The sequence below is a fragment of the Ruegeria profundi genome (assembly GCF_001507545.1).
Classification (GTDB): Bacteria; Pseudomonadota; Alphaproteobacteria; order Rhodobacterales; family Rhodobacteraceae; genus Ruegeria; species Ruegeria profundi.
The window spans coordinates 384,418-406,765 of sequence record NZ_LQBP01000003.1 but is presented as its reverse complement, the minus strand read 5'-3'; the positions used below and the strand labels follow the sequence as shown (position 1 = coordinate 406,765).

Genomic DNA, 22,348 nt, shown 5'->3' with positions numbered 1-22,348 from the left:
CATCATCACAAATATCCAAGCGCTTTAAGACGCGCTCTAATCTGCTCTTCAGCGTCGCCGCTCAGCGTTTCGCTGCTGTCTGTTCCAGACTCTTTGCCAGCAGTATCGGAAATCTCCGGCACGTGAGTCGCGACATATGCAGGATCAAAGAGGTCCGTACCCACCCGGCCCTCGAAGCTGCTCGGAATATCGAGGCCCAAGGAATAAAGCACCGTCGGAGCCACATCGACGATGCGCATCGGCTCGACCCGTCCAGATGATTTGATAGCCGGGCCGCTGGCAATTATGACCCCATCCGGGTGATGCGTTGCATAAGGGATCTTCCGGTCCTTGACCGGCTCATCCGCGCGCAACACAGAAAGAAAGGAATAATCCGCCATCTGCAGGGTCAGATCAGGGGCCCGCGCGCTTTCTGTGCCTGGGAACGCCATCTCGCGCGTGAACACATCGCGAACGACCGGTTTTCCAGAAGCGGAATCAACAAGGCTCTTTAGCTTGGAAATCAGATCATCGCGAAAGGCTTCATATTGCTCGGGGGGTACTCCATCCGGATCGTCTTCCGAAGCTACTCGGATGAAGATCGCATTGCTTGAGGAACTGAGCGCATAGGCTTTGGTTGGGCCCCAATCGATAAGCGTTGTCGCTTCAGTATTTTCATCAAGTGCCACACGCCCTTGATTGTCAAAAGGCACATCGGGTTTCCATTTCAACAAACCCAAGCTTTCCAGCCAGCTGTTCGCATAGAAAATTCGCGCACCGGACCGCGTAAACCCATGATCCGAGGCAATGATTACGCTTGCCTGATCACCCGCTTTTGCGACCATCTGGGCAATATAGTTATCCACATCACGGAAATACTGCAGCGCCAAGTCGCGCGCCCTGACCGAACTCTGAGATGTATAGTCGCCACGCGTCGCCGGATCGATGAGGTGGTAACAGAGGTGCTGAATACGGTCGACACCATCAAAAAGAACGGATGTCAGTTCACTCGGCACGCGTTCCATCAGCTTCAGAGTGATCTCGAACCAGCGTCGCTCGCGCGTGATATGGAACTGAACCCAATCCTGCAGGTCATTTTCCGCGAGCCCCTGCACGGCTTTGCGCTCGTGCTGCCAATCAGTTGACATCTCGCGTGCTTTGAAAACGCCTTCTTCTTTCAGCATTTTGTATGTTTCGCGGGGATAGATTGCACGGCCAAGATAGGACCACGGCACATAACCCGGGATGACCACACCATCGATCGGTTTGGCCGGGAACATGGTGGGGTAGTTCAATGTCGTGACCCGCATGCCTGCTTCGGACGCGATCTGCCAGATTGTTGGCACCTTGAGGTCGGCGGATGTGGTAAGGGTGTAGGTCGGCGTGCTGTTTGTCCGGTCCACCCGGATAAAGTCGAATACGCCATGGTTGCCGGGTGATCGCCCGGTCATGAGCGTCGCCCAAGCAGGCGGTGTGAGAGGGTGCATTGTCGAGCGCAGAATGCCCCGGCTACCACCTTCCATCAACCGACCGAGATTGGGCATTACGCCTTCGGACACAAGCGGATCGAGGATATCATAGGTCGCCCCATCAAGGCCGATGAGCAGCGTTTTGACAAGTCTCTCAGGCATTGCTCACCTCCTGACCGGCAGATGCCGCGACAACACCGTTGAGAATGTCGCTAACTTGCATGTCCACCAGAAGCCGCTCGGTTTCACGCAGGTGTTGGAACAACCGCTCCTCAAGATTGAAGTGTTGCTGCAGTTCCGAGATGAGATAGATCAGGCTGATCGACTCCACGCCCAGATCCACCAGTTTGGTATCGGCGGTGAATTCAACCGGCTCCTCCTCCAAGTCCTCTGCCAGATCATGGAAAATTTCGCGCATCGCAGTCTTGGCCGTTTCAATGGCAACTGGCATTGGACTCACTCCTTTTCCTTTATTCGATGTGTTTCTGCGAGAAGGGCGATGACGACGCCTGACTTTCCGTCCTCAACGAAACGGACTTTCAGCGGGTCGGTGGTGCCGGGTCTTTGCACAACGGCATACTCCTTCGCAGTGTTGAGTTGCGTGATACGTGCGCCCTGCCCCATCGCCTGTCGCAAGGCGCGCAGGCAGGAAATCGCAGATGCGCGAAGGTTTGGCTCGGACGGCAGCAGGGCCACGTCAGCGGCACTCAAATCCGCCGTCATTCCATCTGCGGCAAGGCTGGCGACCCCCATGTACAGGTTGGCATATTCGCCGGGATCTGTCGCGACAGCGACAGCCATCTGCCCGACACACGCGCTCACGATCCGCGGAGCTGTCCCCCAATCTGCAGGCCAGCCCGCTGCCACGCGCATTTGATTGTTAGAAACATTTTCAATCTCGATGTCCGCCGGACATAGTCCCGAACTTAGCCAGGCGCGAATGGCATCCTTGGCCGCGACCCGCTGGCGCAACCAGTCGAACCTTTCGGTTTCCGAGCCGCTATGGGCGCGCAAAATCGCCGCCTCGCTGTCTGACAGGACGAGCCCAGCTAACACACCTGCCCAAATTCCCCCGCTGTTGGCCAGCAAACCGTCGCTGATGCATTCCGTGATCACGATTTTCAAACCGTCAAGCGGTGCGACCTCAATGATCCGCGACAGCGCATTTCCAGCAGGGTCCAACCGTGCGTGGAAGAACGGATCCGGTAGGTTAAAGCGTTTGTCCCACCAACCCTTGATGCGGCACATAAGATGTCCGTCTGCCGTCACCACATCGATGTCCGACCGCATCTCATCGGTGCTCAAAAGCTTTATTTCACAGCGGCATGTCGCCTCTTCGTCAGGGGCAAGCATCTGGCGGAAGATCTCAACGTGCTCCACACGGAACGGGAAAATGTGAAAGGCCGTATCCAATTGGTCCGCTGACCAGACACCAACCAATTGACCGACGGCATCCAGCGTTATGGCATCAATTTCGAATTCCGGCATGCGCGTGGCGGCAAGAAGATCGTCTTGAGGCAACCCGATCAACACACCTTCGGCAGCGGTGGGTGTAGCAACATGCATAGACTTCACGGCCTGCAGGCGCGGCCCGTGAAACATTATGCGCTGATAGACATCCTTCAATGACCAATATGCTCCTACCGTGCCTTCGAAGGCAGAGGCTGACGCTGTAGGCGCAGGCGCGTAGTTTGCGGCCAGCTCGATATCAGCTTCCGCAATCACCGGACGCAGGACCGGACCTTGAGCATCGCGAATGCGTGTCCGGATGATCGTTTTATCGCCGTCAACGGTCAGATACTCCGCCGTGACCTCAAGTTTCCGCGACAACGGCTTTTCAACAGTGATCCATCGCGAGGCGCGCACTTCGCGAAGACCCACGACCCTCAGACCTGGCCGTAGCGCAGCGGCGGCCTCGGCCAACGCCTCCATCGTGAAGGTGAGCGGCACAACGCTCAGACCATGTCGATCCGGATCATTCCCCGAAATTGCGCGGCCAAACGCGTGATCGGCAAGATAAGGCGCAATCTGGTGATCGAGATGGATAAGCGCGCGCAGCGACCGGGCGTCTGCGCTCACATCCACCTCGCTCAGCATCGGGAAACGGTCGCCTTCATTGGGCGCAGCGCTCTTGGGCTGCGTGTTTCTGCCTGCGAAGAAGGCCTGCATGACGTTCTGTTCCGTCTGCATCATCTTGTTCATCGTGTCGAAGTAACCATCAATCAGGGTCTCGAGCGGCGATGGTGCTGCAGGTGGCCCGTCGGGGATGATCTTTTCAGGCGCTTGCTGAGCTTGCCGTTTACGCGCAGGACGTCGGCCTTCGCCCAACGCCATCGGCTGCAAGCCCATCTTCAGCGGTTTCGCATTACTCTGCACGTTTTCCGCAGTGCCAGAGAGCGCATCCAGATCAAGAGGCACACCCTCGGCAAAAAGCTGGGCGGCCAGATGATGCAACTGGGTGAGCCCCTGCCGCCCGACTGTATCGGCAGCTACGGTCACATGCGGTTGTTTGCGCAGCACATCCCCGACAAACGACGTCAGATTGTTCCGCGGACCGCATTCAACAAAGATACGCGCGCCGTCGTCATACATGTGCCGTATCGTGTCCTGAAAACGCACCTCGCTGGACCATTGCGCGGCCATCCAAGACTTTATGTCTTTGGAGGTATTCGGGAACGGCTTGGTGGTCAGGCAGGAATAGACCGGCAGCTTAGGTGCGCGGATGTCAATTTGACTCAGAAATTCTTCGAGCCGCCCGCTAAACGGTGCGAATGCAGGACAATGATAGGCGCGACCAAAAGGCAATGTATCGCAAAAGCCGCCCAGAGACTTGGCCAGTTCAGGCACCCAATCCGCAGCCTTGGCACTTGTTGCCACGACCACCTGCTGTGCTGCGCAATTGTCCATGCCAAGAAAGACGTCATCGCGCGCCTCAAGCGCAGCTCGCAACTTGGTCACATTCACCGGGCCGATCGTGAAGAGCGTGCCTTTGGCAATCGCGCCATCCCGCTCGGCAGCGGCAAAAACCGCGTTCAGATCGCGTATATCCCGTTGAAGGTGCGAGACATCTTCATGTTGGGTCACACCGGCCGCCGAAAGCGCCGCGTATTCTCCTGTTGAGTGGCCGAGTAACATGTCTGGCTTCAACCCGATCTGCTGATACAGAGTGGCCATCGCCATATTGGCCGCGTAGATCGCCTCCGGCCCCACATCCATCCGCCAAAGATCATCGTCCGACGGGGTCTCCAGCGGTGGCGGGAAAAACACATCGCTGACGCGCTGCCGACCCGTTTCATTGGGATAGGCTCCGTCCACGATATCGAACCACTCACGCATGCGCGGAAAATGCAGCATCAGCGGGGCCAACATGTTGCGATACTGGCTGCCCTCGCCTGGGAACAGGAAGGCGACCTTGCCTGTTACCGCAAGCGGCTCAGCAGACATGTATGCACCGCGCCGGTCGCGCAGGCGTTTTCGGCCTTTCTGCAGCGCCGCCTTGATCTGATCGAGACGAGCAAGGATATCTTCCCGTGTGCCGCCTGTCACGGCCATGCGCACCTGTCCGGCACCGAGCTTCGCATTCAACGCGGCTGCGCAGGCGGTCAGGTCATCGGCCTGGTGAACCTTTCTTGCGACCGCTTCGATCAGAGACAGCGACTGCACCTGATCTGGCGCAGCCATTGCAATTATCTCGGAGGGACGTGACACCGCTGCCTTTGGTTCCGCGGCCCCGCGATATTCCTCAAGGATCGCGTGCGAATTGATCCCCCCGAAACCAAACGCGTTCACGCCCGCGCGCCTCGGTGTTTCGCGCCCGTGGATCCATGGACGCGCTTCGGTGTTGAGGTAGAACCCGGTGTCATCAAGACCCAGGTCGGGGCTGGACGTATCAATCAGAGTTGGTGGCAACACCCGGTGGTGCAGGGCCAGCGCGGCTTTGATCAGCCCGGCAGACCCCGAGGCGGGCAGGCAATGCCCGATCATTGATTTGACCGACCCTATGGCACAGCCCTGTTTCATGTCCCCGAATTCAGCCTTCAGCGCGTCAATCTCGGTCGCGTCACCAACGCTGGTTGCCGTACCATGCGCTTCGACCAATCCAACCGTATCCGGTGCCACGTTCGCCGACGTATAGGCCCGACGGATCGCAAGACGCTCGCCTTCGATAAGGGGCGCAAGGATCGACATGCCCTTTCCGTCGCTCGCCACACCAACGCTGCGCACCAGCGCGTAAATCCGATCACCGGCCAATTCGGCATCGGACAAACGCTTTATGCACAGTATGCCGACGCCCTCTGCCAGCAGCGTCCCGTCTGCTTCGGCCGAAAAAGGCCGGATTTTGCCCTTGCGCGACAATGCTCCCAATTGGCAGAAAATTTGATAGATTGGGGCTGGGGTTGACGCATGAACACCGCCAACAAGCGCCATGTCGCAAGAACCCGCGCGCAGGTCAGCAACACCGCGATCCAACGCCACGAGGGAGGAGGCACAGGCAGCGTCGATAATGTAGTTGGCGCCCCGAAAGTTCAGCCGATTTGAAATTCGGCCCGTCACCAGGTTTGGGACCAGCGCGGCCGCCATCTCTGAATTGAACGGCGGCAGTGATGCTTTGAGTTCCGCCTTGAGCGCGTCGGCCTCTTCATCGCCGGTTTCGGGATGTAAGGTGCGCAGGATGTCGATCACCCGATCTACCATCACTCCGTGCTGGACTACATTTGCAAATCCGCGATTGATATAGGTTCCGCGGCCCAGGATCACCGCCACTCGATCACCGGGTATAGGGCGCATCTCGAACTGTGCATCCTCGACCGCGTCAGCTGCAATCTCCAGTGCCAGAAACTGGTCCGGCTCACCGCCATCGACAGAGTTCGGCATTACGCCATGCCGCAAAGGATCGAACCGCGCCAGATCCCCGAGAAACCCGCCCCGATTGGTGTAGACGCGGTCATTGGCATCGCTGTCCGGGTCCAGGTATTGCGCTCCGTCCCAGTCTTCAGGCGCCTCTGTGACGGCGTCGACCTTGTCCACAATATTGCGCCAAAAGGCCGCCTTGTTTCGGGCTTTGGGATACACGCATCCCATGCCCACTATCGCAATAGGTTCGCACGATGTGTCTGCAGCTTGAATATCGGGCCTATCCTCTTTCATTCGGCGGCCTTGATCGTGTCTTTTGACCGGAGGTCGTCTGTCAGATCGCTGGCCCAGGGACCAAGACCCCAGACAACTTCAGGCACACGATCGGTATCGCTAAGGATCTCGGCCTCAAGCGCGCGAATGCCAAGGTCAGGATCAAGTGCCTCAATACCCAATGCCTCAAACTGCGCTTTGACCTCGTCCGAAACCATGCCGTCACTGTCCCATGGCCCCCAGCTGATCGCGACAACACGACCTTCCCAAGCTTGATCCAGACGGCGGGCCAGCTTTGAAACAATCTCATTCGCGGCACCGTAATCGCCCTGCCCGCGGTTACCGAAGCGCCCCGCAACTGATGTGAAGAACGCGCAGAACTTGACGGTTTCCGGCTGCAGGGCCTGCACAAGGGTAAAGGCGCTCTCGGCCTTGGTGGCCATGACCCTGCGGTAGCTGTCGAGTGTCTTGTCGATGACCAGTTGATCCTCGATCAAACCCGCACCGTGGATCACCCCGTCTATCCGTCCGTAGGTTTCGTAAAGGCCTTCGATCAAGTTGGTCAACGCTGCACCGTCCCGCACGTTGCACTGATGGTATTCGACCTGCGCCCCGGCCGCTTCGAGTGCGGCGATATTGGCACGGATTTCACGTGCCTTTAGAAGAGCACGACTGGTACGCTCAATCTCGGCAATGGTGACTTTCGCGCCTTCTGCCTTAGCATGCTGCGCCAAATGAGCTCTCAGGGCCATCGGATCGGTGATGGCCGCTGTTTCAGCCGCTTCTTCTGCATCAGGAACCGGAGAGGATCCTGCGACGACAAGGCGAGGCTGATATTTACTTGCCAGCCAAAGCAAACACCGCGCTGTGATCCCGCGCGCGCCACCTGTAACCAGTACAACAGAACCCTCGCCCAGAAGATTCTGGTCCTTCGCACCCTCGATCAAAGAAATCGGACGCGGTTCGGCCAAAAGTTCGACACGCTTACCATCAACCCAACCAATCTCGACCGCGTCATCACGGCGCCCGGCTTCGTCGCAAATGATACCAGCAATGTCTTCAGGCCCGTAAGTCTCCGCCACGTCGACCGCACGGACATGAGCCGCGGCCCATTCCTTGTCGAGGGTCTTGAGAACACCAACCGGTCCCCCAGCCGTCGGGTCGAGTGTGGTGTTGTCATCAAACCCAAATGAGCCACCCATGCGCGTTGCCACGACAATGACCGCATCAGACCGGGTCGCCAGCGCCGGACCAACCACCGACAGGATCACATACAAGCTTTCGGTCGACGAGCGCACCTGCGCCATCAGGCGCTTGGCCTCAAAAGGCACTTCGTCAGCAGAGACCAGTGGCGCGCAATGAATTAGACCCGCAACGCTATGACCTTCGGTCACCGACGCCACGTTTTCGGGCGTCAGACCTTCAACTGGCAAAACAATCGGCACGCCGCCCGCGCCCTCTATAAGCGCGGCCAGAGCGGTGGCTACCCCCTGCCCGTCCTCGGTAATGACATAGGTCGCCCCGGATGAAACCCATGGTTTGGGGTTCACCACTGATGGGGTTGATGGCACCATGACAAAGCGGCGCGTTTGTCCGTCCATATAGCTTGGCGCAGGCAGTGCGTCCTCTACCGCGGAAACACTGGCAGCTTTAGGTGCATCGCCGCTGACGGCATCTACAACCTCCAAAAACCGCGCCACAATTCCATCCACGCTCCGTTCGCGTGCTACCGGGCCCATAAGCTCGTGTGCCGCTTCTCCCGCTTCGGCAAGGAAGTGCAGACGCAGGCTGGCCAGAATCTCCACCCGCTTGATGGAGTCGATGCCCAGATCGGCCTCAAGGTTCATCTCGCGGCCCAGCATTTCCGGTGGATAGCCTGTACGTTCGGAAATCAATTCCAGCAGCTTTTGGGCCACCCCTTCCGGTTCAGGATTCGACGAGACTGGGTCTGCCTTCGCATGAGTGAGCGTGGCCGCCGCTGGTGCATCGCCGCTGACGGCATCCACAACCTCCATAAACCGCGCCGCAATTCCATCCACGCTCCGTTCGCGTGCTACCGGGCCCATCAGCTCGTGAGCCGCTTCACCCGCTTCGGCAAGGAAGTGCAGACGCAGGTTGGCCAGAATCTCCACCCGCTTGATGGAGTCGATGCCAAGGTCGGCCTCAAGGTTCATCTCGCGGCCCAGCATTTCCGGCGGATAGCCTGTGCGTTCAGATATCAATTCCAGCAGTTTATGGGTCACCTGCTGCGCGTCGCAGGGAGTCACGTCCGGCGAAGGTGTCGGGTCAGCATTCACCGCGATAGTTTCAGCCGCCCGCGGTTCCGACGGTTTCGGCTCACCAGTTGATGGCGTTGGAACTGGTGCGATCGCGATGTCGGGCCGGTTTGTGGCGGGCGCGGCCGCACCGCCCAGCAACATTTGCATGGTCGACTGGTGGCTTTCGAGCATCTGCGCCATGAGCGCATGGTGCTTGCGCATAACGTCCACCGCGGCTTCAGAACCCTGACCGGGGATCGAAATCATCGGCCCAGTGGCAGGCTCCGGAAACGGCGCAGGCGGAGTGGATGGAGAAGGTGGTATCATCACGGTATCGTCTTCGATCCGGGCCGCCAGTCCGATACGCGAAACCTCTTTCCCCGCTGGCCGAACAGAGGCCAGATCAACCATCCAAAGCAATCCGTTTTCTGTTTCCTCTTCTGGCTTCCAGTTCTCGACGTCGACGGACGTACTCGCACGATCCTGCCACAAGGCACCGAGGTCGAGTTTCACCCCCGCAGCGCTCATCGCGCCTAAAGCCGCGAGGAACTGGTGTACGCCGCTCCGCCCCTCAACATCGGTCGCGACCGCCAGATGGCTCTTGTCGCCCAGAATGCGCTTTGTGAGGCGCGACAACACTGCGTTCGGCCCCACTTCAACAAACAACCGAATGCCGCTCTCGTACATTGCTTCGATACTGCCCATGAAACGAACTGGCTGCGTCAGGTGTCGGGTAAGTGTTTCGGCCACAGCCTCGGCATCTGGCGGGTACGTGGCGGCCGTCTCATTGGCGAACACTGACAGTTTCGGTGCGGTCATGGGCGTATCGGCAATGGCCCGGGCCAACTTTTCCCGCGCAGGAGCTACGAATTCAGAGTGAAATGCACAGGCGACCGGTAAACGGCGCGCAGCAATCTCTGCCGCATGCAGAGCGTTTTCAACGCGCGCCAGGTCATCTTCCGCTCCTGCCAGCACGGTCTGTCTGGGAGCGTTGTAATTGGCGAATGTGATGCCAGTCAGATCAGATACGGCTTCGCGGATCTCGTTTTCAGACGCACTCACCGCAGTCATCGTTCCGAGATCGTCGCCACCTTCGCTTATCATGGCGTCACCGCGTGCATGCGCCAAAGACCACAGTTCTCGCTCACCAAAAGCGCCCGCCGCGCTCAGCGCCGACAGTTCACCAAAACTGTGACCGGCCACGGCACCCGCATCCGCTCCGAACGCCCTCAAAAGTGACAGTATACCGCTTGAGATGGCTCCAATCGCCGGCTGTGCCACATCCGTACGCATCAGGCGTTTCACCTGCTCTGATTTCTCGGCCTCCGACATTGCAGGCCGAGGGTAGATCTGATCGGCAAAGCTCACATCAAGTAAATCGCGCAAATGTTCGTGTGCCGTATCGAGCGATTTGCGCATGGCCGGGAAGTACATAGTCAGACCGGCAGCCATGTTGGGATATTGTGACCCCTGCCCCGGAAACAAAAACGCAATCTGATCCGTCTTCAGCGGTTCACCTTGCGCGAAATAGGAGCCCATCGGATCAACCTCGCGCACATCGCTCGCACCTGTTTCTATCGCGCCCGCCGCAGCAACGATGCGCGTCGCTGCATCAGCAAGCGAGCTTGCCACCATGGCAAAGCGGGCACCGGCACCCGCGTCAAACCGCGCCGCAAGGCTGGCTGCCACGTCGCGCAAAGTCCACACCTCTGTCTCGAAGGCGATGGCCGCCTTTCGCAGATCCGTCACCAGAACCGCTGGGTCGTCTGCCGAAAACAACAGTAACTCATGGCTCCAATTTTGTCGCACCGGGGCCTGATGCCGTGGCAGGTACCCACCATTGTATTCCTCAAGCACGGCGTGGAAATTCGTGCCGCCAAATCCGAAAGCGCTTACGCCCGCCCGCCTTGGGTTGGTTCCGGTTTTCATCCACGGCCGGGCGTCGACATTTGGATAAAACGGACTTTCCTGGAAGTTCGCGGTCGGGTTCGGCTCGACCACATGCATGGTCGGCGGCAAGATGCGGTGGTGCAGCGCCAAAGCCATTTTGGCCATTCCGGCACAGCCAGCCGCCGCCTTCGTATGGCCGATCATCGATTTGACAGACCCGATCGCGCAGAACTGTTTGTCAGCGCGCGTGGGCCCAAACACGCTGGTGAGGCTCTGAACCTCGGTACGGTCACCCACAATCGTTCCCGTCCCGTGGGCTTCAACGAGGGTAACGCTTGACGGTGAAATACCCGCCCGCTCATAGGCTCTGCGCAACGTTTCCTGCTGCCCTTCCGGCCGCGGCGCCGTCAGCGACAGATCGCGCCCGTCCGATGCACCTGCCACACCGCGGAGAACGGCATAGATCCGGTCACTGGTTGCCTCGGCGGCCTCTAACGGGCGCAACACCATTGCCACCAGCCCCTCCGAGATTGCAATTCCATCCGCACTGGCATCAAAAGTCCGGCACCGGCCACGGGCGGACAACGCCCGTGTCTTGGAAAAAGCGACGAAATCGAATGGGCTCATGAACGCATCGACGCCCGCAACAATCACCATGTCGGATGTCCCGGTCTCAAGCTCGCGTACACCGGTCATCACTGCCGCAAGGGAAGATCCACAAGCTGCGTCAACGGTGAAGTTCACTCCGCCCAGATCGAACCGATTCGCGACGCGACCCGCGATCACGTTCAGTAAAACCCCTGGAAAACTGTCCTCGGTCCATTGCGGTAGCCGCTCGGTAACCGCCTCGGGCACCTGTCCCAAAAGTGCTGGCAACGTTGCGCGCACCGCATATTGCTGACCCATCGGCGCTGCGCCGCCGCCTACGCCAATGATGACGGACGTGCGGCGCCGAAGTGCAGCATCCGGGATTACACCGTCTTCGAACCCGGCGTCCTCAAGCGCCTTGCGCACGAGTTCGAGCGTCAGCAACTGCAGCGGTTCGACACTGGTCATCGAATTCGGTGGAATACCGTAGCGGATCGGATCAAAAGGCATCTCATCCACGAACCCGCCCCAGCGGGAATAGGATTTATCTGGCGCATCCCGGTCTTCGTCAAAATACCGCCGCCAGTCCCACCTTCGGTCGGGTACTTCGGTGATCGCATCCACCTTGTCGAGAATATTTTCCCAAAACTGAAACTGATCCTGCGCTTTCGGCAGAATGGTCGAAATGCCGGTAATCGCGACGCGTGACCCCGGGCCTTCGACGAATGCTTCCTGACCCGGCGCCTCCGGCACGGCCTCTTTCAAATAAGAGACTGCCCCATCGCAGACGTCCGCGTGTAAATCGGCAATAGTCGACGCGCTGCTGCGTAGCGACGCCAATTGTCCGATCATGTACACCCCTTGCCGTTCCTGATCGGCTTCGGGTACTTCGATGTATTTTGCTGCCCCATCGACCTTTCCGAAGTTCGGGTTACGGTCGATGCCTTTGGAGGCGACGCGAGACCTGCCGACATTAAACCGCTCAAGCGCATCCTTGACATCGTCGGCCGCGACACCTTCAGCCAGCAGTCGGGCCTTTTCGCTTTGGAATTCGTCCGCGATCGTGCTTCGGACCACACGGGTCGCATGGCCGACACCGGATTCCAGCAAAACAGTATCACGCGCACCCAGAACGAGGTCCTGGTACCGCTGCACCACCGCGCCTGCGGCGACGGCCTCCTTTGTCAGGATGTAGGCGCTCCCCATGAGAACACCAACTTCGGCACCCTGCGCCACCGCGTCGGACGCAATTGTGGCAACCATCGCCGAGCTGCATGCGTCATGAATGCCGCCAGCGAACAAGATCTGACAGTCTATTGGATCACTGCCGTAGAATGCGCGCAACGCGTCCATTGCCTGTTGCCACAACACCGCACTCGACCGCGGCCCTACATGACCACCACATTCCCTTCCTTCAAAGATGAAGCGCCGCGATCCCTGCTCCAGAAAGACTTTGAGTAGCCCCGGTGATGGCACATGCAGGAACGTCGGGATTCCGGACTTTTCGAGCCTTAGTGCTTGGTCCGGCCGCCCACCCGCGATCAGGGCAAAGTCCGGCGCGTTCCGCAGAATGATCTCTAACTGCTCTTCGCGCAGAGCGTCATCTACAAAGCCCAGCACGCCTACTCCCCAAGGCTTATTGCCTAGCAATGCCTTGGTTTCAGTGACAAGTTCGTTGGCCTCTTTGCCCCGCATGAGCGCAAGTGCGATGAATGGCAACCCACCGCCATCGGCAACGCAATCAGCAAAGGCCGCGCGGTCGCTTACCCGGGTCATCGGGCCCTGAAGTATCGGAAATTCGGTACCCAGTTTCTGTGCAAAAGCGCTGTTGCGCGCCAAAGCACGCTGCGCATGCGCCGAAGCAATCTGGTCTTTGGAACGCGCCAACAGATCATTCAAAGCAGTGCCCACTCGCCCATATTTTTCAAGCATCGGCTTGGCGAAACATGCATCCTGACCCACCAACCAGACACCACCGCCAGTAGCTGGGTCCAAGAGATCTGCTACCGCTGCAGCGAGTGCGGAGGGGCTGGCATCTGCCACTTCCTTCACTGAACGTGCCGGGGCGTGATCAGGTCTCCAGAACATCCGGTACCCGATATTGTCGACACCCGCGACGTGAAGCGTTTCGCTGCCGTCGAAAACTTTCAGCGCCCGGTGCATCGGTGCAGGTGTCAGGGCCTCATCCAGCAGCGCAAGGGGCCAATCCAATGCAACCCCTGCCGCACCAGCCAAGCGAAGCGCAGCAACCGTATCCGGCCCGACGCCACCGTGTACGATGATCGGCAAATCGGTAACCTGACGCAGCGCCTGAAGAAGGATAAACGCCGTCTCGTCTCCGCTTCGCCCGCCAGCTTCATGCCCCTTTGCCAGCCAGCCGTCTGGGGAAAGGTCGGCCTCTAACGCAATTTGCGACCGCGAAACAACTTCGACCAGCACACGAGTTTCAGGTGCCTCGGACCTCAGTCGAGCGATCGTCCCGCCAGTGGCCTTCGCAAGCTCTCCGACAATTACAATCGTGTGCGGAGCCCCGTCGCAAAACAGATCCGAATCCAGCGCGGCGTCGAGACCCATCGATGTGAGCTTTAGCCCCCATAACGCTGGCGCAGCGGCACGCAGATCGGTGACTGCGGTCAAAACGTCCAATCGCGTCGGATCAGCATATTCAAGGTCAAGGCAGCCAACATGTTTCGCCTTGCACGCTGCATGCGGTACTTTTGATCCGAGGTAGTTTGGGATTGAAAACCCAATGACTTCAAAACTCTTGTCCGTCAAATAATCAAGCATCGGTCTCAACTCCTGGCCCGCGCTTACTCCGAACCACCTACTAATAAATCAGCGCAAAGCTACGCGTAGATCGCGTTTTGTCAGATTACCGCTCCAGAGAATTACTATGAGCGGACCTTGGCTCGCGTTGATGACATCCCTGAACCCCCACGGTCCGGGCCCACTCAGAAGCCCCAAAAAACTCAAACCAGCCACGCTATCGAAATAAAATTGTCGATATCAGTGTCGCAGCAACATTTTACCAATGCTCAGGTACCTTCTAACGCAACTTAACACGTTTTGTCTAGAATGCTGCAGATGCGAAAAGACCTCATGAAGAATTCAGAAACCGGGAAATCCAATCTTTTCAATTCAATACAAAAATGCATTCTGCAAATCGTCGTGGTAGACGCAGCGATGGTCGTGTTAAAAACCGGCCCGATGATTGCACTCTTGGCGTGAATGCCTAGGTTTTGAGCACCCCGCATTTACCTAAGGTAACCCAATATCCGTTTTTCAACGAATCGATTCGCGTCTGAGACGCGTGAAATCTCAATCGACCGGACCGGTTTCAACGCGCGGAAGATACCGTCCCAGTTTAATGACTGAATTGAGCAAGCATCCTGACCTGCGCCTGTCAGCCACCAACACCGCGATGACCGGTAAGGTCCCGAAAACGGCGTTTAACGTGCTTTGCAACACGACAGTTAAATCACATTATCAGTGACACTAAGGCCGTCTGAAAGTTGAGTCGTTGCGCGGAGTAGAAATGTCGTCGAAACCCCAAGGTCAAAGAGAGTTAACTCAAAAGAACGACAAAGGGCGACCTCCGTCGGCGTTCTGGTCGCGCCTTAACCGCGATGAATGACAACAGCAGATCGAAGGCTGTTACTGACAGGCTGGGTCTACTCAGTCGCCTCGCATCCAGCGACGTAACCGTCGTGGAACGCTTCGGCGCGACAGCTTGGGCGGACTTGGATCAGCGCTATGCGTCGAACGTTCAGCGGGCAGTGCGCAAGCGTCAGCGTGATCACATGGCCGGCCGGTCTTGCGCGCATGCAGCTTTGGCCCGGATCGGACGTGATGTCCCACATCTCGGGATCTTGCCTTCTGGCGCACCTGATTGGCCAAAAGGTGTACGGGGCTCAATCACGCACTGCAGCGAATACGTCGCGTGTGCCGTCAGCGAAAAATCTCAAACCGATTGGCTAGGTATCGATGCTGAACCTGCCGAACCCATATCGGCAGAGGTTGCGCAGGTAGTTGCACATGGGCATGAACACGAGTGGATTTCCCGCGCACCTTTGAACGGATGCATTCTTTTTTGCGCCAAAGAGGCGGTGTTCAAGGCTTGGTATCCCGTACGGCAAACCTCTCTCGATTTTTCAGACGCGTCATTGGAATTTAACGCTGAGGATCAAACGTTTAATGCACGCATACTCCTTGACGGCAGTTTGAACCTGCGCGGGCGTTGGGATGTAAGCGACGGTATTATCGCTACAATCGTCGCTCAGGCAGGACCATCATGAAGGTTTTGCAAGACGAATTCGAACACGTCTCTGTTTAGCCTGTAAGCCTGTCTTTTAATTCGTGCCGCTACCAATTCACTCGGAGAGAGTTGGGACACCAGCACGCTTCGGCGTGCTTTGGGCAACAAACAAGACCGACGACTTCGAACCAGCGAAACAGGAATTGCCTTCCAAACTCGCGAAGCCGCGTGTCTCACTGCAAACTGGCAGTGCTCTTGATTTCTTTCCTCGGTCCTTTAGGATTTCTGAAAGAACTGTGCAGTGAAAAGTGAACAGAATCGGTTCCTGCGGTCTCGGGCTTCAATCGAAACGGAGACACCAATGAGCACAAGTTTCTCGCGCATATACTATTTCGGGGACAGTCTGACGGACGTTGGAAATGCGTTCAAACTTCTGACCTCGGTTCTCAGCTCGTTCATACTTTCCGACTTGATCGAAAGGTTCGGAGAAGTCGTGCCGCTCGCCCAGTTGCAGGCGCTGAGTGAGAGGATTTCCGAGCAAGTTATTTTGACAAACTTTCCCGAGTTCGGCAGCGAGCGCGCAATCACAAATGCCTTCACACATCCCGAATACACCGCCACGCTAGGCGGGTTCGAGGTTGAAAACTACGCTTTCGCGGCCGCCAGAACCATTGGCAGGGATGTTCTGGAAAACATAATCGACCTCGAAACTCAGATCGATAACTTCGAACGGAACGCGAGCGCAGGCGTTCCGAAAGGCTCTGCCGGCGTTATTCTGATTGGCGGCAATGACCTCAACTCGCTTGTCGACCAGGCCGAGGCACAAGAAGGGGCCACCGTTGAAGAATTGTTTTCGCTTCTGGGTTCGGAAGTCGATGCCATTTTGGCGGAAATCGGCCAGGCATCCGCCAGGCTTACACAGGCCGGTGTCGAGACTGTATATCTGGCCACCCTGCCGCCAACGGGATTGTTTCCTGAATTCGACAGTTTATCTATGGCCACCCAGGAATTTGCTGGGTTGCTGGTCGATACCTTCAACGAGGGTCTCGCTGCGCTGGTGCAATCCCAGACCACTGGTGGCAGCGATGTTCGCGTGCTGGATTTCTTTGCAGTGACGTCCGCCCTTCTGGAAGATCCGGAGAGCTTTGGGATTGTTGCCGACAAACTCGACCTTTTGATTGACGGAAGCAGTTTTGACAGCGATCAGGTTCTTGCGTGGGATATGCTGCACCCGGCGGAAACGGTACATCAGCTTTGGGGGGCATATTCCGAGTTCGTCTTTCGCGGGGGCAACACGGTACTGTTGGACGATGACGCGTCGGTTTTCAATTCAGGTTCCGGACCGGACGGAGTTTTCGGGCTGGGTGGCGATGATCGGATCAATGTCGGACCGGGAAACGATGTGGTCTTCGGAGGTACTGGAAACGACATCATCAACGGTGGCATCGGAAATGATATCATTCAGGGCGGGCGTGATGACGACACTGTGTTCGGCGGCCCAGGCGATGATATTCTGGGTGGCGGTGCTGGAAATGACGTTTTGGTCGGCGGCGATGGTCGTGATGTCATCACGGACGGTCTTGGCAGCGACATCGTCTTCGGCGGTGCGTCCGACGATATCTTTGTCTTCATCGAACCTTCTCTGATCGGTGGGGATGAAACACCTTCGAGCGATGTTTTTGTTGGAGGCAGCGGTCAGGACACCCTTTATCTCGTTCTTGATGAGGCGGCCTATTCCGAATTCGTTGCCAGTTCCGATGACCCGTCTGAACTGCTGGCGCAGTTGGGCATCACAGTGGCCGGGGTCGAGTCCATTCTTGCCATCGAAGGACGCCAGTCCATTGCAACCGAACTTTCCGCATTCGATTGGTTCCTTGAAGCCGACTATTGGGGCGTGATATCCGCGCCTTCCTCTGCGGATTTGGTCGCCTAGTTTCTGCCGCCTCACCGTCTGCATTTCTATTTCTTTTCCATAGTCAGGTCGGACGCATTCGAACCAGTCTACGCTTGGACAGCAATACCTCCCGTTATTCGGCATTGCGGAGCGGTAGCGGAAAGCGGGCGTACAGCATCACCGCCAGGCGAATGGATTCAGGGCCGGTATTGAAATAGCTAAATGGCGATAGGTTGTTTAGGAGCCGATGCATCCTGTCGACGCGGACGCGCTGCGCGCTGATCCACTGGGTTTAGGGCAGATCGCTGCCAAAGAACCTTCGGGTGGAGACCGACTCCCGACTGGCGGCTGCTCCTGTGGGAGCAGTGAGATTACACCCCGTGGTATCGGAACCCGGCCTTGCGACCCTTCTTTTCCAGAGGCCGCCGCTTGCCGAATATCCTCAAGCGCCCGGCCAGATCTGCCTGATCAGGAAAACACGGTGAACCTGCTGCTGGACTATCGGTGGGCGTTACCCGGACCTATCGTGCTCGGGGGCTACTGCTGGAGCCGAATGAAGTAATGGGCCTGGCAGCCTCTGCCGCTTCCGCCTTTATTTTTAAAGGCATCAGACACGTTCTCGAGGGACGCGACCATTTGCTCTTCGTGATCTGCATGATCCTCAGCGCGGCAACGCTGCGTGCTCTCGTGGCACGTGCAACTGGCTTCACTGTGGGTCATTCAGTCACCCTGGTCATGGCGTACTTCGGGCTTGCGCCACAAATCTCGTGGTTCATTCCGGCTGTCGAAGCTTTGATCGCACCTTTGATCATTTTACGCCGCGATCCACGTAGTTTCGAGACCAATGGGGAATAGAAACAGCAATGCAAGCGCAGTAAAAATGACTGTGCTGCTAGGGCTTTTACATGGTTTCGATTTTTGCGTTCATGTTGCAAAATATCCTGAAGATAGACGCCCCCAATGCCTGGCAAAGCCTGCTTGCATTCAATATCAGCGTTGAAGTTGCTCAACACTTGATCGTCATGGCTGTCTGGCCGTTGATCGAGCTATTGCGAAATCGAACCGAAGCGCGTGATGGAACCTCCGGAGATATTACGAGGAAATCGCGCCAGCTCACGGGATTACTGTCGTCTGTTTGACGGTTGCCATAGCCCAGGCGTCCGAAAAATAGGGAAGGAACGGGTTTGCTGTCCGAGATGGGGCAAGTGGCGGAGAGACAGGGATTCGAACCCTGGAGACGGTTTCCCGCCTACACACTTTCCAGGCGTGCGCCTTCGACCACTCGGCCACCTCTCCGTGAGCGCGATGTTTGGACCATCGCCAACTGATTTGCAAGGGGCGATTACACCGATTTTTCAGGCTTTCGTCGTTCCGCCACACACGCGCCTAAATCTCGTCGCCGTCACCTTCCGACAGATCGGTCTCGCTCATGTCAATTGGCTTTGTCTTCGACTGCTCAGGCGGTGTCTTGTCTGCATCAGGCGTCGAACCTTTCGACTGCAGCGTCTCTGGGTTTCGCAACCAGACATCACGTTGGGCGAACGGAATCTCGATCCCTTCCTCGACGAACCGTCGGTTGATTTCGTGGTTCATGTCGGACTTTACAGACAGTACCCAATTCACATCACGTAGAATGGCCCGGATTTCAAAATCCAAAGAGTCTGCGCCGAACCCCTGAAACACTACGGTTGGGGCTGGGTTGGCCACCACCATTGGATGCGAATTGGCTACGTCGCCCAGAATTTTCTCAACCAGTCTTGTATCGGTCCCATAGGCCACGCCCACAGGCACAATGACCCGACCGATCGTATTGCCTCGTGTGTAGTTCGTGACCACACCACTGATCAGGTCCGAGTTGGGAACAATCAGGTCGGTCCGGTCAAAGGTCTCAATCCGTGTGGACCGGACCGAGATATCGCGCACATACCCCATCATGCCATTCACATCGATCCAGTCGCCCTTTGAAATTGGGCGTTCAACCAACAGGATAATGCCCGAGACAAAGTTTGAAACAATGGTTTGCAGACCAAAACCGATACCAACCGACAGCGCACCAGCTACAATCGCCAGAGACGACAGATCGAACCCAGCCACCATGATCGCCACCAGCGCTGCAAGGAAGACCCCTACATATCCAGTACCCGCTGCAATCGCGTTCTGTCCGCCCGGATCAATTTTCGTCTTCGGCAGCAGCGAATTCCGCAGTCCGCTCTGCAACATTCGGGTAAGGCCATAGCCGATTAGAAAGACGATTAGGAAAGTGAAAAAGTTACTGGGCGAGATCGTGACGCCGCCGACATCGAAGCCCCTCAAAAGTCTTGTCCAGGCTTCAAGCAGGTCCGTTTCGCGCGCACCCCAATAAAGCGCAAGAACGGGTAATGCTAGAATCGCAAGCGCAAAACCCACCAGAACCGAGAATAATGAATCCCAAACAGCCTCGTCCTGCCCTGTGATCCAGCCGTAAACCTGAGTGATAAACCGATGAAAAATCACCAAGGCAGCAATCAGAACAAGCGTTTTTACTGCGGGGAAAACAATAGCCTCTGCCGCGTTTGTATACCCAAAAACCGCGAGAACGGGCGTTGTGATACCCAGAATAAACAAAGCACGTCGCAGGAATTCCACCAGTTGGCCAAATCCGGCCGCCCGCGTCGCACCGCTCGTATCCGATGCGTCGTGCTGGATGTCGGCTGTCCGGATATGCCGCACCCGAAGCAGAAGCAATGCCGTGACCACTACAACCGGGAAGCTAACAACAGCACGCGTCGTATCCGACACATTCTCGATTTCCTGAAACAGGATTGTCAATTCGTGCAAGATCAGCATCAGGGCGAGCAGATCAATATAAACACGCAGTTCCCTGATTTTGGCGGCTGATAGTTGTTTGAATCCCTGCGCCTCACCGATGAGGTAGATCTGGCGTCCAATCCAATCGTAAAACAGGATGATTGCCGCCCAAAAAGGGATTTTTTCCAGCAGTAATGCGCCCCGAACACCTAATACTTCGGTCAGGCTAACGGCCACAACTGCCGCCAAAACCCCAAGCCACGGAAGCGCAATGCGCAGCAAAGAGATAACGAACGTCCAGACGCCGGACCCAGAGCCGCCCAAACGACGTAGGTAGTCTCCACCCCTCTCTGACCACCTACGGCCAAACATCAGTAAAACAGTCGCAATGGCGACAAAAACGAAAATCACCAGCCCGCGTTCGCGAATTTGTTCGTGTACTACATCCGTTCGCAGGTTTTCGATCGTTTCATTCACCAAACTTCTCAGAGCGTTCTTGACGTCCGTCCACGCCGGACCCCAAGAGGCCGGATTGATCGGGGAAGGTCCACGCTCAAGCAGTTCTTTGGTTTGGCGATGCCGAATGATTTGATCGATTTCACTGATCAGCCCGTTGGCACGGCTAAACGCTTCTTCCGAGATTATGCGCGGAACACGCAGACTATTCAGTTGCTCCTCAAGGTGCGCTCGGATGTTTGCGATGTCTTCGGGTTCAATCGCGTCACCCTCGGGCTTGGGACCCAAAGCGTCAAGCTGGCTCTGAAGCGTTTGAATTCGCTCTGTATTTGCCCCTCGAGCCCTGTTGAAGTCTTCCCGGTAGCCATTAATTTCCGAACGCAGGTTTTCTAAAGCCGCGTTCGAAGCGCGGTTCGCCTCAATGACCGTTTCGGCGCGGTTCGCCGTGCTTAACCAACCCTGATAATATTCGCTTTGCCGATCAGTTAACTGCGCGGCCACCGGGCCGCCCAGCATGGCAAAACACACCAGGAAGAGCGTAAAAAACAGGCGAACCCGCCGTAGCATCATACGTCCTCGAACACGCCGGGAATGCTGCGCGGGGCTTCGGTCATCCAATCAGGAACCGGTAGTTCCTTTTCGCGCAGAAACTCGGGATTAAACAGCTTGGACTGATACCGCGTTCCATAGTCACACAGGATCGTCACAATGGTGTGGCCTGGCCCCAGATCTTTAGCCAATCGCACCGCGCCCGCCATGTTGATGGCGGTCGACCCGCCCATAACCAGGCCTTCTTCGCGCAAAAGGGTGAAAACCAACGGCAGCGCCTCGTTATCAGTGGCTTGATATACATAGTCCGGCTTGAAGCCTTCAAGGTTCTTGGTGATACGAACCTGTCCGATACCCTCGGCGATCGAGCTGCCCTCCATCGCAATTTCACCGGTGGTATAGTACGAGTACAAGCCAGCACCCATCGGATCAACCAGACCGATCTTTACGCCCTTGGGCTGCAAGGCGTCGGCCACACCGGCCAGCGTACCGCCAGAGCCCACGGCACAGACAAAGCCGTCAACCTTACCACCTGTTTGTTCCCAAATCTCAGGACCCGTGGTTTCCACGTGGGCCTGACGGTTGGCCACGTTGTCGAACTGGTTGGCCCAAATCGCACCATTCGGTTCGGTCTGCGCAAGTTCTTCGGCCAGACGCCGCGAATAATGAACGAAGTTGTTCGGGTTTCGGTAAGGCGCAGCCGGAACCTGAACAAGTTGCGCGCCCGCCAAGCGCAGCATGTCCTTTTTTTCTTCGGACTGCGTTTCCGGGATCACAATCACGGTTTTGAACCCCATTGACGCCCCAACAAGCGCAAGTCCGATACCAGTGTTGCCTGCTGTTCCTTCGACAATTGTGCCACCGGGCTTCAACTCGCCACGGGCAACTGCATCGCGGATGATGTAAAGCGCCGCGCGATCTTTTACGGATTGACCCGGATTCATGAACTCGGCCTTGCCAAAAATCTCGCAACCGGTCTCTTCACTGATGCGCTTTAACCGGATCAGGGGTGTTTTCCCGACTGCGTCGGCAAGGTCTCGTGCAATGCGCATGGCGCCCTCATTTTCTTTACGTTTCATTGAAGATTTACAGTTGC

10 protein-coding genes, 1 tRNA gene and 2 pseudogenes are annotated in these 22,348 nt (G+C 57.1%); 5 read left to right on the top strand and 8 right to left on the bottom strand.

The genetic code is table 11. The features are described from left to right. Nucleotides 1-5: 5 nt before the first annotated feature. The 4 genes and pseudogenes from AVO44_RS07835 to AVO44_RS07820 form a co-directional block, all read right to left on the bottom strand. Nucleotides 6-1,610: an alkaline phosphatase family protein gene (locus AVO44_RS07835; protein WP_068334966.1), complete on the bottom strand. Its 1,605-nt coding sequence runs from the start codon at nt 1,608-1,610 to the stop codon at nt 6-8. Continuing rightward, entirely contained in the window at nt 1,603-1,899 is a 297-nt protein-coding gene (locus AVO44_RS07830) for an acyl carrier protein (RefSeq protein ID WP_068334963.1), read from the bottom strand. Before AVO44_RS07830 ends, AVO44_RS07835 begins: the two co-directional genes overlap by 8 nt. Nucleotides 1,900-1,904: 5 nt before the next feature. Beyond that, nucleotides 1,905-6,596 (bottom strand): type I polyketide synthase, encoded by a 4,692-nt coding sequence (locus tag AVO44_RS07825; protein WP_068334960.1) that lies wholly within the window; start codon nt 6,594-6,596, stop codon nt 1,905-1,907. A 212-nt stretch (nt 6,597-6,808) separates the two neighbouring features. Continuing rightward, a pseudogene (locus AVO44_RS07820) lies at nt 6,809-14,098 on the bottom strand (SDR family oxidoreductase); the annotation flags it as partial. Between the two features lie 580 nt (nt 14,099-14,678). Between AVO44_RS07820 and AVO44_RS21700 the strand changes: the two are divergent. The 3 genes from AVO44_RS21700 (at nt 14,679) to AVO44_RS07810 (ending at nt 17,499) form a co-directional block, all read left to right on the top strand. Continuing rightward, a complete protein-coding gene (locus AVO44_RS21700) occupies nt 14,679-14,804 on the top strand; it encodes a hypothetical protein (RefSeq protein WP_267885762.1) in 126 nt (41 codons plus the stop codon). Between the two features lie 133 nt (nt 14,805-14,937). Continuing rightward, entirely contained in the window at nt 14,938-15,606 is a 669-nt protein-coding gene (locus AVO44_RS07815) for a 4'-phosphopantetheinyl transferase family protein (protein ID WP_068334954.1), read from the top strand. A 321-nt stretch (nt 15,607-15,927) separates the two neighbouring features. Next, on the top strand, nt 15,928-17,499 hold the full coding sequence (locus AVO44_RS07810) for an SGNH/GDSL hydrolase family protein (RefSeq protein WP_068334951.1): 1,572 nt from the start codon (nt 15,928-15,930) through the stop codon (nt 17,497-17,499). A 97-nt stretch (nt 17,500-17,596) separates the two neighbouring features. Here the strand turns inward: AVO44_RS07810 and AVO44_RS21560 are convergent. Then, a pseudogene (locus AVO44_RS21560) lies at nt 17,597-17,713 on the bottom strand (IS6 family transposase); the annotation flags it as partial. A 308-nt stretch (nt 17,714-18,021) separates the two neighbouring features. Here AVO44_RS21560 and AVO44_RS21695 point away from each other — a divergent pair. Then, entirely contained in the window at nt 18,022-18,315 is a 294-nt protein-coding gene (locus tag AVO44_RS21695) for a HupE/UreJ family protein (protein ID WP_068334948.1), read from the top strand. Between the two features lie 50 nt (nt 18,316-18,365). Further along, complete coding sequence (locus AVO44_RS21690) at nt 18,366-18,599, top strand: HupE/UreJ family protein (protein ID WP_068334946.1); 234 nt, start codon at nt 18,366-18,368, stop codon at nt 18,597-18,599. A 67-nt stretch (nt 18,600-18,666) separates the two neighbouring features. Here AVO44_RS21690 and AVO44_RS07795 read toward each other — a convergent pair. From AVO44_RS07795 to AVO44_RS07785, 3 genes are all read right to left on the bottom strand, one after another. Next, nucleotides 18,667-18,756, bottom strand: a tRNA-Ser gene (locus AVO44_RS07795). 90 nt (nt 18,757-18,846) lie between these two features. Then, on the bottom strand, nt 18,847-21,270 hold the full coding sequence (locus AVO44_RS07790; protein ID WP_068335315.1) for a DUF3772 domain-containing protein: 2,424 nt from the start codon (nt 21,268-21,270) through the stop codon (nt 18,847-18,849). Next, nucleotides 21,270-22,304, bottom strand: coding sequence for a cysteine synthase A (locus AVO44_RS07785; RefSeq protein ID WP_068335311.1), 1,035 nt, complete (start codon nt 22,302-22,304; stop codon nt 21,270-21,272). The genes AVO44_RS07790 and AVO44_RS07785 overlap by 1 nt, the downstream gene beginning before the upstream one ends. Nucleotides 22,305-22,348: the final 44 nt, after the last annotated feature.

Bases quoted from the DNA above. Each gene is read 5' to 3' on its own strand.
- AVO44_RS07835 (WP_068334966.1), bottom strand. From the start codon at position 1,610: ATGCCTGAGAGACTTGTCAAAACGCTGCTCATCGGCCTTGATGGGGCG.
- AVO44_RS07825 (WP_068334960.1), bottom strand. From the start codon at position 6,596: ATGAAAGAGGATAGGCCCGATATTCAAGCTGCAGACACATCGTGCGAA.
- AVO44_RS07815 (WP_068334954.1), top strand. From the start codon at position 14,938: ATGAATGACAACAGCAGATCGAAGGCTGTTACTGACAGGCTGGGTCTA.
- AVO44_RS21690 (WP_068334946.1), top strand. From the start codon at position 18,366: ATGGTTTCGATTTTTGCGTTCATGTTGCAAAATATCCTGAAGATAGAC.
- AVO44_RS07790 (WP_068335315.1), bottom strand. From the start codon at position 21,270: ATGCTACGGCGGGTTCGCCTGTTTTTTACGCTCTTCCTGGTGTGTTTT.
- AVO44_RS21695 (WP_068334948.1), top strand. From the start codon at position 18,022: ATGGGCCTGGCAGCCTCTGCCGCTTCCGCCTTTATTTTTAAAGGCATC.
- AVO44_RS07810 (WP_068334951.1), top strand. From the start codon at position 15,928: ATGAGCACAAGTTTCTCGCGCATATACTATTTCGGGGACAGTCTGACG.
- AVO44_RS21700 (WP_267885762.1), top strand. From the start codon at position 14,679: ATGACTGAATTGAGCAAGCATCCTGACCTGCGCCTGTCAGCCACCAAC.
- AVO44_RS07830 (WP_068334963.1), bottom strand. From the start codon at position 1,899: ATGCCAGTTGCCATTGAAACGGCCAAGACTGCGATGCGCGAAATTTTC.
- AVO44_RS07785 (WP_068335311.1), bottom strand. From the start codon at position 22,304: ATGCGCATTGCACGAGACCTTGCCGACGCAGTCGGGAAAACACCCCTG.